Raw genomic sequence first — 12839 nt, forward strand, 5'->3', positions numbered from 1 at the left:
TGCCGTCTGGGAAGGAACCCCCGGCTTCCGCACGGATTCCTTGAGGGGGCTTGAGTGGCGAAAACGAGTGAACGGTCCCAGCGTGGCGGCCACGCAGGAGCCAGCATTGAGGATGTCGCACAGGCCGCTGGCGTTTCCACCGCCACCGTTTCCCGCGCAGTGCGCGGCCTTCCCCGGGTATCTCCTGCTACCCGGGAGAAGATCCTCAGGGTCGCGGGAGAACTTGGGTATGTGGCGTCGTCGTCTGCTTCGGGACTGGCCACGGGACGTACCAGGACGATCGGTGTCCTGGCCCCCTACGTGGACCGTTGGTTCTTCTTCAAGGCCATCGAGGGCGTGGACCGTGAGCTCCACGCCCGCGGTTACAACCTGTCCCTGTTCAACTTGGGCGGCCAGCGCGGAGCGCGGGAACGGCTCTTCAGCAAGACGATGGTCTACAAGCAGATCGATGCGCTCCTGGTCCTTTGTATGTCCCTGACGCCTGAGGAAATTGCCGATCTCCAAAGGATCGAAATCCCCTTGGTCATTGTCGGCGGTCCAGTGGAGGATTGCCCCAGCATCGGGATCGACGATTACGCCGCCTCGGTGGAAGCCACCATGCATCTGTTGAACCTCGGGCATCGGGAGATCGCGCTGCTCCACGGCCAGGACGATTCCGACCTGAACTTCACCGTGCCGCGGCTGCGCGTTGACGGCTTCACGGATGCCATGACGAGCGCGGGCTTCTCGATGCCGCCGGAATGGGACATCTTCGGAAACTTCACTGTGGGCAGTGGCCAGGAAGCCTTCGACGAGCTCTGGAGCAAACCTGGACCCAAGCCGACAGCGATCTTCTGTGCCTCAGATGAAATGGCCATGGGGGCCATGTTGCAGGCACGCCGTCGTGGCGTCCGCGTACCGGAAGAATTGTCCATCATCGGCATCGACAACCATGAATTCGCCGAGGCCATGGGGCTGACAACCGTAGCCCAGGACCCCGTGGAACAAGGCCAATTGGGCACGCGCATGCTGTTGGACGAATTGGCCGGGGCCACAGGTTCCGTGCGGTCAATGAAAGCAGCCCACCGGCTGATCGTGCGGGAAACCACCGCCCCGCCGCGGCCCGAAAGCTAGGAACCCCAAAAGCTAGGAAGCCCGGGCCAACTGCCTGATGGGGATCCAGCGGGAAGCCAGCCTCCGATACGCCGCGGCCGCTCCCGTCATGTCCCCCTCGGCCAGGCATTCGATGCCGAGCCTGACGTCCATGGGCGACTCGTCCGGGTACACCTTGTCCGCCACTGCACCGTAGTCCAGCTCGACCATTGACTGCACATGGAACAACTCGAGCCATTCGGTGAGCTGGGTGAGGTCGTCCAGCATGTCCAGGTCCGGGGCTGCAAGGGCGAGGTTGGCTACTGCGAAGCGTGCCCGGTCCAAGGCATCGGTCAGTGAGGCCCAGACCCTGACCGTCAGGATGCGGCCGCCGGATTCCACGACATCCTTGCGGTCCGATTCCTGGAACAGCGAGAACCAGCTGAAGGGGATCCCCCACGTGGAGGCCCGCGTGTGCACCCGCTTCGCGTCATGACTGGCGTTGATGCGGTCGATGCGAGCCTGGTGCCGGTCGCGCTGGTCCACGGGGATGAGCAGGTCCGCGAGCGGTCCGTGGATACCTTCCATGAGGGCATTGGCCGCCAATCCTGCCCGGATGACCAGCTGGCTGGGGCAGTAAAGCAGCCGCCCGGCGTCGGGATCGTTCCGGTCTCCGGAAGGAACCCGAGTGATGCGCACCAGATCCGTGCTCCCGGTCGGGAAAGGGTCCCCGCCCTTGCGGGTGACCCGTCCGAGGGAAGCGAGCAGCTCGGCATTTTCGACGGCGGCCCGCGAGCCGCTGCGGGTACCGCTCGCCACGAGCTGCTGCCGCTGGTCCTCGGGGAACGCTTCGAGCGGTTCGTAGACGCGCAACGCCGAAGAGAAGGGCAGTCCTGCCTGGCTCCCGTATAGCTTTCCGCTCATCGCGGGCCCGCCTCCTCCGTCATTGTTGCTACTCAGTCCGTAAGCTCCACGATCACGGGAGCGTGGTCCGAGGCGCCCTTGCCCTTGCGTTCCTCGCGGTCGATCGACGCCCCGGTGACGCGGGCGGCCAGCGCGGGGGAGGCCATGACGAAGTCGATGCGCATGCCCTCCTTCTTGGGGAACCGCAGCTGTGTGTAGTCCCAGTAGGTGTAGACGCCGGGACCTGGTGTGTAGGCGCGGGCGACGTCGGTGAAACCGGCCGTTTCGAACGCCCGGAAGGCCTCGCGCTCGGGTTCGCTGACGTGGGTGAGTGCGTTCGCCCTGAAGTAATCGATGTCCCAGACATCCTCGTCAAGCGGCGCGATGTTCCAGTCGCCCATGAGCGCCACCTGGGTCTCGGGGTTCTGCGTGATCCAGCCGGCGGCGTGGCCCTTCAGGGTGTCCAGCCACTTGAGCTTGTACGGCATGTGTTCGTCGTCCAGGGATCGGCCGTTGGGAACGTACAGGCTCCACACCCGTACCCCGCCACACGTTGCCGCAATGGCGCGGGCTTCCTGGACAGGGTCCTTGCCGGCCTTTCCGAAGGCGGGCTGGTCAACAAAGGTGCGTTCGACGTCGTCGAGCCCTACGCGCGAGGCGATCGCAACGCCGTTCCATTGGCTCAGGCCGAAGTGGGCAACCTCGTAGCCCATGCGCTCGAAGAGCTCCCACGGGAAGTTGTCGTCCTTGCACTTGGTTTCCTGCATGGCGAGGACGTCGCAGTCACTGCGCTGCAGCCAGGCCTCGACGCGGTCGGCACGTGCGCGGAGCGAATTTACATTCCAGGTAGCTATCTTCACAGCCACTAACTTACCGAACTTGGGACCTTGCGCATCCCCTCGCAGCAGATTGCTGCCGCAAGCCTAATGGGCGAGCATCACCGAAGAGGAGGCGCGCCTGCGGAGCTTGATGCCGGAGGCGATCAACAAAACGCCGCTGACCGCGGAGTATGTCGCGAGGAGTGCCACTACGCCCAGGAATCCCGCGCCCGGATTGACCAGCACAAAGAGCCCAAACAAAGTTGTGACCAACGCCGTCAACATCCAAATCCACCAAGCCCTGACCGTCGTCCTGGTGTCCATGGCAAGGATGATCTGCGAAACCCCGAGGACCAAGGCCCATGCTCCTATGAGGACGCCTAGTGCCGCGGCGGTAATTCCCGGCCACGAAACGGCAACGATGCCGGTCGCGACCGAGATGAAGCCGCCGATCAGGCTCCAGCGGGAGTGCCGTGCAGGATCGTAGAAGTAGTGGGCCATATTGGTGAGCCCGTCGGTCATGGCGTACACGCCAAACACGTAGACGAGGGCAAACACCGTGGCGACCGGCAGGGAAGCGACCAGGAAGGCCAAGAGAAGGGCCAAAGCTCCCCGGAAGATCAGCGCCGTTCCTGAATGCTGAAACAACTTGCGACCTGCGGTGTCGGACATAGGGTCAGTTTAGACCCGGCGCGGTAGCTGGGGAATGGGCCGGCACGCGTGAGGCCACCCCTTTCGTTATCGGCGGGTGTAGTGGGCGATGATGACGCCCTTGGTGGTGGTGACGGAGCCGGTGAGCTCGAACTCGGTCAGCGGGGCTGGACCTTCGAACAGCCGCGTCCCGGTACCCAGGGTGAGCGGGTGGATCAGCAGCGTGAAGTTGTCGATGAGGCCTTCGGCGTGCAGGGAGCGGACAAGCGACGCACTGCCGATGATCGTCAGATCGTTCCCCGGCTCGGCCTTGAGTTTGGCCACCGTCTCGGCGGCCTCGCCGGAGAGCAGAATGGAGTTCTGCCAGGCGTCGGCGTTCTCCAGCGTCCTTGACACAACGTACTTCGATGCCGCGTTCATGTACACGGTGAACGGGTTGTCGTCGGCGCGGGTGCCCCAGGCGGTGATGAAATCGGTCCAGGTCCGGTGTCCGAACAGCATGTCCGCGGTTTTCGCCATGCCCTTGCCCATCTCACGGCCCATGACCTCGTCGTTGTACCTGCCGCCCCACCCACCGTGGGTGAAGCCACCGCGGGTGTCCTCGTCCGGACGGCCCAGGCCCTGAATGACTCCGTCGAGGGTGATGGACAACGTGGCATTTATCTGGCGCATGACATGCTCCCTCGCTCCTGCAGACCGCTGTCTGCGGCCCTGTCACCCCCTATACGAATGGCGACCGGTCAAATCGACACCGGCACCCGCATTTTTTCTTAACGCATCCCCTCGCGGCGAATGGCCACCGCAATCGCCGCGGCCCGTGTCTCGACGCCGAGCTTGGCGTAGATGTGCGCCAAATGCGTTTTGACCGTGGCCTCGGAGATGAACAGGCGTTTGCCGAGCTCGCGGTTGCTGAGGCCTTGAATGAGGAGGCTGAGCAGTTCGGCTTCCCGCGGGGTGAGGACCTCGTCCGGGTTGCGCAATTGCTGGAACAGCTTGCTGGCCACAGGCGCGCTCATGACGCTCTTGCCTTGGGCCGCGCCCCGGACCGCGGCGAAGATCTCCTCCGGCGCGGCGTCCTTGAGCACGTAGCCCATGGCACCTGCATCCACGGCCCTCACGATGTCGGCATCGGAATCATAGGTGGTGAACACCAATACCGCTTGCTGCTTGCTCGCTTGGAGCAATCGCTTGATCGCCTCGATTCCGTCCATGCCCTCGCCCATGGCTAGGTCCATCATGACGACGTCGGCCAGGTGTTGTTGTGCAATGACGAGGGCTTCCTCGCCCGATGCGGCTTCGGCGACGACGGTGATGTCCGGCTGGGTGCCGAGCAACGCCTTGAGTCCGCTGCGGACCACCAAATGGTCATCGACGAGCAGGACCGAAATGGGGTTCATGGGGCGTCTTTCTTGATGGGCGACTGGTGTGCTTGATTCGGTTCTGTAACCGGCAGCGGTAGTTGCGCGGCTACGACGGTTCCCTCTCCGGGGGAGCTCTCCACCGAAAATACCCCGCCGAGTTGTTCCACCCGTTGGCGCATGGCACGCAGACCGTAGCCGCCCTTTTCCGACGGCGGAGGTACCGCAATGGGATCAAAGCCGCGGCCGTCGTCGAACACGTCCAGGGTGACGGCCCCGGGCAGGAATCCAAGCGTCAAACTGGCCTGTTGAGAGTGGGCGTGGAGCTTGATGTTGGCCGCCGCGCTTTGCGTCACGCGCATCAGGGCGTGGCGAACTTCGGCCGGTACCGGGCGGGGATCCCCGGTGACGTGGACGATCACGGAGTCGAGGTATTGGCGGGCGGCCTGTTCGAGGGCCTGGGGCAGCGGTCCGCTCTCCAGGCCAGGGGCGGAAAGTTCGTGGACCAGGCTGCGGGTGTCGGCCAGGTTCTGCCGCAGGAGGGTCCCGGCCTTCTGCACTTCCGCTTTCGCGCCCTCTTCAGGCCACGAGCGCTGCGCGGCTTCGAGCAGGAGCAGGCTGCTGGCAAGGCCTTGAGTGACGGTGTCGTGGATTTCCCTCGAGACACGTTCGCGCTCCGCGGCGATCCCGGCCGCGCGTTCGCTCGCGGCCAGGCGTTCCTGCGCTTGGGACACGTCGGCGTGGAGTTGGCGTTGCAGCGCGGCGTCGTCCTCAATGCGGTCGTAGATCAACGTGAGCAGAACCGCTGCGGCGATGGGCCCGAGCAGCATGGCTACGTCGGTGTCGCCGCTGAGGCGGAACAGCCCGATGGCCGTGGCACTTGCCGTCAAACCCGCGGCCAGATAGGCGATCCAACCGCTGAAGGCCGCGCGGGACAGGAAAAACAAAGCGAAGGAGCACCAAGCGAAACTCGGTGCGGCAATGACCAGCACGGCCCAGGCGAGCACGAGCGCCACCATCCACAACAGCCACGGTTGGCGCCGCTTGGCCAGCACCGCCACCACTGCATAGAGAACGCAGACCGCGGCAGCCAGGGCAACAGTCCAGAGATTGTCGGCCGGGCTGTGCCGCAGGACGTAGCGCACGCCGGATGCCACCATGAGCACGGCGAAGCTGAGGTGGACCACTGCATCGATCGGGCCCCGGGTGGGGCGGAAGGCAGCGGGACGGGAGGCCATCCTGTTCGGAGATTCCGGCATTCTTCCCATGCTAGGCGCGTTCAGGTCGCTGGTCTCTCCGCCTTTTGGCTGATACCGGGACCGGAAGGGATGAGGCCGGGCACGACGAGCGCCGGATGTGGTGAGGGAGCCCTACAGGAAGCATGGAACTGTACCCGTTGCCGACCTCCCGGAGGACCACCATGAAGAAGTCCAACAAGATCTTTGCCGCCGCTGCCGTTGGAGCCTTGCTCCTGACCGGAGGGGCAACCGCCGTCGCGAACGCCGTGACGCCGGCCGCGGCCAAAACCGCGACGGCCGCCGTTGACGTCAGTCCCTCCGCGGAAAACGTGGTCCCCCAGAACCGCATCACCGTCGGTGCATCCAGCCAGGCAGTCAACGCCGCTTTGGCGAAGTGCCAGGCCGACAAGCTTCCTTTCGTCACGGTTGCGCTCGTGGACCGCTTCGGGACAGTCCAAGCCTTGCTCCGCGGCGACAATGCGGCCGAACACACCATCGAGGCCGCCAAGCAGAAGGCCTACACCGCAGCCGCCTTCGGTGCGCCCACCAGCGAACTCGCCAAGCGAATCAACGGCAACGGACCGTCGATCGCCGACCTCCCGGGCACACTCTTCCGGCCCGGCGGAGTGCCGCTCAAGGTGAACGGCGTGTCCGTGGCGGGGATCGGCGTCGGCGGCGCACCGGACGGCGCCCTGGACGAAGCCTGCGCGGCAGCTGGTGCGGCGGTGCTAGCGGCGAAGTAGGGCCGCGCCTGCACCTCCGGGTGCCCAACTGACTCGCAGTTGTTGTCGTTATGCGGGCTGAAAACGACAACAACTGCGAGTCAGTTGGGGTGGCCGCCCCGTGAAATACCGAGGCTAGACTGCTTCTAGGACGCTCACGTAGTTCGCGATGCCTACGCCGCCCATGTTCTGTACGGCTCCGCGGCGGGCGTTGGGCAGTTGCATCGCGCCCGCGGTTCCCGTGAGCTGCATGGCTGCGATGACGTGTTGCGATACCCCGGTGGCGCCCACTGGGTGGCCTTTGGCCTTGAGCCCGCCGGACACATTGATGGGCAGCTTGCCGTCCTTGTAGACCCAGCCTTCCTGCATCGCGCGGGAACCTTCGCCGCGCGGCGTCAGCCCCATGGCCTCGTACATGATTAGTTCGGCGATCGTGAAGCAATCGTGCACTTCGGCGAAGTCCAGCCCGTCGATCCCGACGCCGGCCATCCCCAGCGCGCGCTCCCAGGACACCCGCGTGGCCGCGAACTCCGTAGGGTCGCGGCGTTCTGCCGGGAAGAAGTCGTTTGCGTGCCCGAAGCCCGCCAGCCGCACGGGTTCAGTAGCAGCGCCCGACGCCGGGCCGAGGGAGAGCACGACGGCGGCGGCGCCGTCGGACACGGGGGAGCAGTCGGTGCGGCGGAGCGGTTCGGCCACCATGGGATTCTTCTCGGAAACCGTCCGGCAGAACTCCTCGCCGAAGTCCCGGTGCATCTGCGCGTAGGGGTTGTCCATGCCGTTGTGGTGGTTCTTGGCGGCGATGGAACCAAGGATATCGCCGAGATCCGCTCCGCCCAGGCCCGCTCCGTAGCGCTTCTCGTAGTGCTTGGCCACCTCGGCGAAGAGCCCCGTGAAGCCGGTGGTGGAGGCCTTGCCTGCCATCTCGTAGGACGCGCCAAGGAGTGCGGCTCCCACCACGTCGGCCCCGGCGTCCGTCATCTTTTCGGCACCGATCACCAGGACGTTGCGGGCCGTCCCGGCAAGCACGGATTTCACGCCCTGTTGGAATGCGGCGGAACCGGAGGCGCAGGCGTTCTCCGTCCGGGTAGCCGGCACGTTGGCGAGGTCCTCGGACAACTGCAGGGCCAAGGAAGACGTGAAGCCCAGGGGCTGCATGCCCGAGTTGAACTGGCCGAGGTAGATCTCATCGATGTCCCGCGGCTCAAGGCCCGAGTTCCGGATGGCCTCCGCGGACACCTGAACGATCAGGGACTCGAGCGTCTCGTCCGTGAGTTTGCCGAACTTGCTGTGTCCCCAACCGGTGAGGAGGACGTCTTTGCCGAACTGGTTTTGCAGGCTCATGCTGTGGCTCCTTCGAGGGCGGCTTCTTCCAAGGAGACCGTGAACGCGGCCCCCGTCTTGCTTTGGATCTCTTCGACGGTGACCCCGGGCGCGAGGCGGGTCAGCGTCAGCTGCCGCCCATGGTCGTTGTCGTTCTTGAACAAATCGAACACTGCGAGGTCACTGACAATGCGGTCCACTACCCGGAGGCCGGTCAACGGCAGGGTGCATTCCCGGACGATCTTGGCGCTCCCGTCCTTGGCGTTGTGCTCGGTGAGGACCACGACGCGCGGTGTCCCGGCCACCAGGTCCATGGCGCCGCCCATGCCCTTGACCATCTTTCCCGGAATGGTCCAGTTGGCGAGGTCGCCGTTGCCCGAAACCTGCATGGCGCCGAGGATGGCAACCTTGACGTGTCCGCCGCGGATCATGCCGAACGACGTCGCGGAGTCGAAGATGCTGCCGCCGGGCAGGACTGTGACGGTCTGCTTACCGGCGTTGATGAGGTCAGCGTCTTCCTCGCCTTCGTAGGGGAAAGGCCCCATCCCGAGGAGGCCGTTCTCGCTCTGCAGCACGACCCGTACGCCGTCGGGCAGGTTGTTGGCTACGAGGGTGGGAATGCCGATGCCGAGGTTGACGTAATCGCCGTCGTTGAGTTCCTGGGCCGCAATGGCGGCCATCTCGTCGCGGGTCCATGCCATGGTGGTACTCCTTCGCTTGGTGGTGTTCAGACGGCCAGGGCTTCAGTGCGGGGCCGGACGGTACGCTGCTCAATGTCCTTGGCCCGGCCGCTCGCCTGGACCAGCCGCTGGACGTAGACGCCGGGTGTCACGACGTGGTTCGGATCCAATTCGCCGGGCTCCACGATCACTTCGGCCTCCGCGATGGTCACGATTCCCGCCGTCGCCACCACCGGGTTGAAGTTCCGGGCCGTGTAGCGGTAGATCAGGTTGCCGTCCGTGTCCGCGGTATGGGCGTGGACCAGCGCGACGTCGGCGACGATCCCGCGCTCGCGGACGTACGTGACGCCGTCGAACTCTTCGAGCTGTTTGCCCTCGGCAACCAGGGTTCCGACGCCGGTCCGCGTGTAGAAGGCGGGAATGCCGGCACCGCCGGCGCGGAGGCGTTCGGCGAGGGTGCCCTGCGGGGCGAACTCGACCTCAAGCTGGCCGGAGAGGTACTGCTCGGCGAAGAGCTTGTTCTCGCCCACGTACGAGGCGATGACCTTGCGGACCTGGCCGGCTTCGATGAGGACGCCGAGGCCCTTGCCGTCAATGCCCATGTTGTTGGAGACCACGGTCAGCTCCTTGACGCCGGAATCGCGGACGGCGTCGATCAGGTCCGCGGGGATGCCGCTGAGGCCGAAGCCCCCGACGGCGATCGTCTGGCCGTCGCGCAGGACGTCTTGCAGTGCAACGGCGGCGCTGGAATGGATTTTGGCCATGGCGTTGTCCTCGTCTTTGAGTTGGGTCGCTCAGCAGCTATCCACTTTGTGGACATTGGGCTGAGTTGGCGGTCTGAAAAGGAGCATAGGGCGGTTCTGCGCGGAGGGTCAACGGCGTTCCTTGGCCAGTAAGGCTGAACTTGCACAGTGTGGACGCTACTCTTTGAAGTGTCCACATTGTGGAGGAAATCTTTGGAGAGGGGTAGCGTTGCCAACTCAGCAGCCGCAAACCAAGCCGGTCCAGGGCGCCCAAGTGGTAGGCCGGGTCGCTGCGCTCCTCCGGCTCGTGGGACGCAAGCCGGAGGGCATGTCCATCGCTGGCCTGGTCCGCGAGTCGGGCTTGACCCGCCCCACGGTGCACCGCTTGCTCGCGTCCCTCGCCGCTGAAGGCCTGCTGGACCACGATCAGCGGACCGGTAACTGGATCTTGGGGCCGGAGATCTTCCTCCTGGGCTCGGTGGCGGCGGCCCGGTTCCCGGTTGAGGACCTGGCGCGGCCCAGCCTCCGCCGCCTCGCCGAGGAGAGCGGCGAAAGCGCCTTCTATTCGATCCGTCGTGGCCACGAAACCGTGTGCGTGCTTCGCGAGGAAGGCAGCTTCCCGGTGCGGTCATTCGTCTTGCACGAGGGCGTCAGGTTCCCGCTCGGCGTCGCGTCGGCGGGCACAGCGATCATGGCCTTCCTGGCGGACGAGGAGCAGGAAACGATCTTGTCCGGCTGGGAACGGCACGCCGGGGACTTCGCCGCTGGCCACACCGAGAGCGTGGTGCGCCGGAACCTTGAGCAGACCCGGATGGCCGGGTACTCGGTGAATCCCGGTTTGGTGCTGGAGGGTAGTTGGGGGATGGCCGCCGCCGTCTTCGACCAGCTGGGCCGGCCAATCGGCGCTTTGTCCCTCACAGGGATCGAACCGCGGTTCCGTCCTGAACGCCAGGAATTCCTCGGCAAGTTGCTCATGGAAGAAGCCCACCGCATGAGCTCCGCTTAACCCCTTTCAAATTAAGTTTTGAAACTCACCCATCCCTGTGGCCCGCACCTCCGAATAGCTGGCATAAGGACTTAGCCCGCAAGGGTGAAGTGCTTTCACGCCGGAATCAACCGGCACCGAATGTCAGTCCGTTTGAAGGAGAAATGTCATGCTTGCTACAAAGCGCACGTCTTTTGCGATCGCCGGCCTCGCCGCTTCCGCCCTGCTGGGCCTCACTGCATGTGGCGGCTCCGCTACCACGGCTTCACCCTCATCGGGGGCTCCGAGCCCGTCGTCCACCATGGCAGCGACCCCCTCAGCGTCGGCAAGTGCCGCGATGGACCCGAGCAAAGACCTGGTTGGCCCGGGCTGTGCAGCTTACGCCTCCCAGGTTCCCAGCGGTGCAGGTTCCGTTGCCGGCATGGCGCTCGACCCCGTAGCCGTGGCCGCTTCCAACAACCCGTTGCTCAAGACCCTGACGGCCGCTGTGTCCGGCAAGCTGAACCCCAAGGTCAACCTGGTGGACACGCTTAATGGCAGCCAGTTCACTGTCTTCGCTCCCGTGGACAGCGCTTTCGCCAAGATCCCCGCCGCCACCATCGACGGCCTCAAGACCGACGACGCTACACTGAGCAAGATCCTCACCTACCACGTCATCCCCGGCCAGCTGACCCCGGACCAGATCGTGGGAACCCACAAGACGGTTGAGGGCGACTCCGTGACCGTTACGGGAACCAAGGACGCACTCAAGGTTGACGGAGGTTCCGCCGTGATCTGCGGCGGCGTCCACACTGCCAACGCCACGGTGTACCTGGTTGACTCCGTCCTGATGCCTAAGTAAATCTCAACACAGATCATGCCCCTTAGGATTCGTCCTAGGGGGCATGGCCTTTGCGCGAAATCCGAGGGGAAATAGTGAAGCCGTCGATCGTGTGGTTCCGGGACGACCTCCGGGCCACGGACAACCCGGCGCTGCGGGCGGCAGCCGAGGACGGCGCCGCCGTCGCGCTCTATGTACTCGACGAGGAATCGCCGGGCATCAGGCCGCTTGGCGGAGCCTCCCGATGGTGGCTGCATCATTCCCTGCTTGCCCTTCGCGAAGACCTCGCCGCCCTGGGCGTGCCGCTCTTGCTGCGCCGCGGACGGGCGGCGGAGATCGTCCGGCAGACCGCGACGGCGATGGGTTCCGGATCGCTGTACTGGAACCGCCGTTACGGCGAGGCAGAGCGAACGCTCGACGCCGGCATCAAGGCCTGGGCGCGCGAGTCCGGAATGCACTCGGAGAGTTTCCAGGCATCGTTGCTGCATGAACCGTGGGCCGTCACCACGAAGCAAGGGGGGCCGTTCAAGGTCTTCACGCCCTTTTGGCGGACCGTGTCCGGGCTGGATTTCCGTGATCCGTTGGAGGCTCCGGAACCGGGCCGGGGATTCTCCGCCCAGCTGCCTGAATCCGAGGAATTGGACTCTTGGGGATTGTTGCCCCGCAACCCAGACTGGTCGGCCGGATTGTCCGAAAGCTGGCAGCCGGGTTCGGCCCAGGCACATGAGTTTCTTGATGACTTCGTGGAGCACGGGCTGGCGGACTATTCGGTGAACCGGGACCGGCCGGACCTGCCGGGCAGCAGCCGGTTGTCGCCCTTCTTGCGGTGGGGACAGCTCAGCCCGTTCGAGGTGTGGCATGCCCAGCAGGGCCGGCGCCGGGAACCGGGCGACGGTGCGGCAGTTTTCGCCTCGGAACTCGGTTGGCGTGAATTCTGCTGGCACCAATACTTCCATCATCCGGACCTGGCAACGGCCAATTTGCGGCCCGGTTTCGACCACTACCCGTGGGCTTGGCCGGGTGGTCAGGGTGCAGGCCCGCTTGGAGAAGTCACGGAGGCCGCCGACCTCCTTCGCGCATGGCAGGAGGGCCGCACCGGGTTCCCCATGGTGGACGCCGGCCAGCGGCAATTGTGGCACACGGGATGGATGCACAACCGGGTCCGCATGGTTTCCGCCAGCCTCCTGGTGAAGAACCTGGGCATCCATTGGCAAGTGGGCGAGCAATGGTTCTGGGACACCTTGGTGGATGCCGATCCTGCGTCCAATCCTGCGAACTGGCAGTGGGTAGCCGGTTCCGGCGCGGACGCCTCGCCTTTCTTCAGGATCTTCAATCCGGAGACCCAGGCAGCGAAATTCGATCCCGACGGCAGATACGTTGGCCAGTGGATCCCTGAGCTGTCCACGGCGGACTATCCGGAGCCGGTGGTGGACCTTAAGGCCTCGCGGCGGGAGGCCCTGGATGCCTACGGCTCGCTTCCTCGTTGAGCCAGGCCACCTGGGCACGAGCTGACGTCCTCTAGAAATTAGT

At 65.0% G+C, this 12839-nt stretch carries 14 protein-coding genes; 5 read left to right on the forward strand and 9 right to left on the reverse strand.

Annotated features, from left to right (window positions below; genetic code table 11):
* The first annotated feature begins 54 nt into the window (after positions 1 to 54).
* Positions 55 to 1113 (forward strand): LacI family DNA-binding transcriptional regulator, encoded by a 1059-nt coding sequence (locus AB4068_RS08710; RefSeq protein WP_307052896.1) that lies wholly within the window; start codon positions 55 to 57, stop codon positions 1111 to 1113.
* A 12-nt stretch (positions 1114 to 1125) separates the two neighbouring features.
* Here AB4068_RS08710 and AB4068_RS08715 read toward each other — a convergent pair whose 3' ends face one another.
* From AB4068_RS08715 to AB4068_RS08740, 6 genes are all read right to left on the reverse strand, one after another.
* On the reverse strand, positions 1126 to 1995 hold the full coding sequence (locus AB4068_RS08715) for a hypothetical protein (RefSeq protein ID WP_284754665.1): 870 nt from the start codon (positions 1993 to 1995) through the stop codon (positions 1126 to 1128).
* A 32-nt stretch (positions 1996 to 2027) separates the two neighbouring features.
* On the reverse strand, positions 2028 to 2834 hold the full coding sequence (locus AB4068_RS08720) for an exodeoxyribonuclease III (protein ID WP_284991862.1): 807 nt from the start codon (positions 2832 to 2834) through the stop codon (positions 2028 to 2030).
* A 63-nt stretch (positions 2835 to 2897) separates the two neighbouring features.
* On the reverse strand, positions 2898 to 3464 hold the full coding sequence (locus AB4068_RS08725) for an HdeD family acid-resistance protein (protein WP_059388482.1): 567 nt from the start codon (positions 3462 to 3464) through the stop codon (positions 2898 to 2900).
* A gap of 66 nt (positions 3465 to 3530) precedes the next feature.
* The gene (locus tag AB4068_RS08730) at positions 3531 to 4115 is read right to left on the reverse strand and encodes a dihydrofolate reductase family protein (RefSeq protein WP_441433170.1); all 585 of its coding nucleotides are present in this window, start codon (positions 4113 to 4115) and stop codon (positions 3531 to 3533) included.
* 98 nt (positions 4116 to 4213) lie between these two features.
* Positions 4214 to 4840 (reverse strand): response regulator, encoded by a 627-nt coding sequence (locus AB4068_RS08735; protein WP_441433171.1) that lies wholly within the window; start codon positions 4838 to 4840, stop codon positions 4214 to 4216.
* On the reverse strand, positions 4837 to 6060 hold the full coding sequence (locus tag AB4068_RS08740; protein WP_441433172.1) for a histidine kinase: 1224 nt from the start codon (positions 6058 to 6060) through the stop codon (positions 4837 to 4839). Before AB4068_RS08740 ends, AB4068_RS08735 begins: the two co-directional genes overlap by 4 nt.
* 161 nt (positions 6061 to 6221) lie before the next feature.
* Here AB4068_RS08740 and AB4068_RS08745 point away from each other — a divergent pair, with 161 nt between their 5' ends.
* Entirely contained in the window at positions 6222 to 6782 is a 561-nt protein-coding gene (locus AB4068_RS08745; protein ID WP_441433199.1) for a GlcG/HbpS family heme-binding protein, read from the forward strand.
* Positions 6783 to 6896: 114 nt separating this feature from the next.
* On the opposite strand, the gene AB4068_RS08750 is transcribed toward AB4068_RS08745, so the two are convergent.
* The 3 genes from AB4068_RS08750 to AB4068_RS08760 are packed head-to-tail and all read right to left on the reverse strand — an operon-like array spanning position 6897 to position 9525.
* Positions 6897 to 8102, reverse strand: coding sequence for an acetyl-CoA acetyltransferase (locus AB4068_RS08750; RefSeq protein WP_441433173.1), 1206 nt, complete (start codon positions 8100 to 8102; stop codon positions 6897 to 6899).
* Positions 8099 to 8782, reverse strand: coding sequence for a CoA transferase subunit B (locus tag AB4068_RS08755; RefSeq protein ID WP_307052890.1), 684 nt, complete (start codon positions 8780 to 8782; stop codon positions 8099 to 8101). The genes AB4068_RS08750 and AB4068_RS08755 overlap by 4 nt, the downstream gene beginning before the upstream one ends.
* A 26-nt stretch (positions 8783 to 8808) precedes the next feature.
* Positions 8809 to 9525 carry a CoA transferase subunit A gene (locus AB4068_RS08760; protein WP_441433174.1) on the reverse strand — a complete coding sequence of 239 codons (717 nt, stop codon included), beginning with the start codon at positions 9523 to 9525 and terminating at the stop codon, positions 8809 to 8811.
* A gap of 208 nt (positions 9526 to 9733) precedes the next feature.
* Here AB4068_RS08760 and AB4068_RS08765 point away from each other — a divergent pair, with 208 nt between their 5' ends.
* From AB4068_RS08765 to AB4068_RS08775, 3 genes are all read left to right on the forward strand, one after another.
* A complete protein-coding gene (locus AB4068_RS08765; protein ID WP_332602495.1) occupies positions 9734 to 10510 on the forward strand; it encodes an IclR family transcriptional regulator in 777 nt (258 codons plus the stop codon).
* A 148-nt stretch (positions 10511 to 10658) separates the two neighbouring features.
* On the forward strand, positions 10659 to 11330 hold the full coding sequence (locus tag AB4068_RS08770; RefSeq protein ID WP_441433175.1) for a fasciclin domain-containing protein: 672 nt from the start codon (positions 10659 to 10661) through the stop codon (positions 11328 to 11330).
* Positions 11331 to 11404: 74 nt separating this feature from the next.
* A complete protein-coding gene (locus AB4068_RS08775) occupies positions 11405 to 12796 on the forward strand; it encodes a cryptochrome/photolyase family protein (RefSeq protein WP_441433176.1) in 1392 nt (463 codons plus the stop codon).
* Positions 12797 to 12839: the final 43 nt, after the last annotated feature.

It is taken from the genome of Arthrobacter sp. 2RAF22 (genome assembly GCF_052115325.1).
GTDB lineage: Bacteria > Actinomycetota > Actinomycetes > Actinomycetales > Micrococcaceae > Arthrobacter.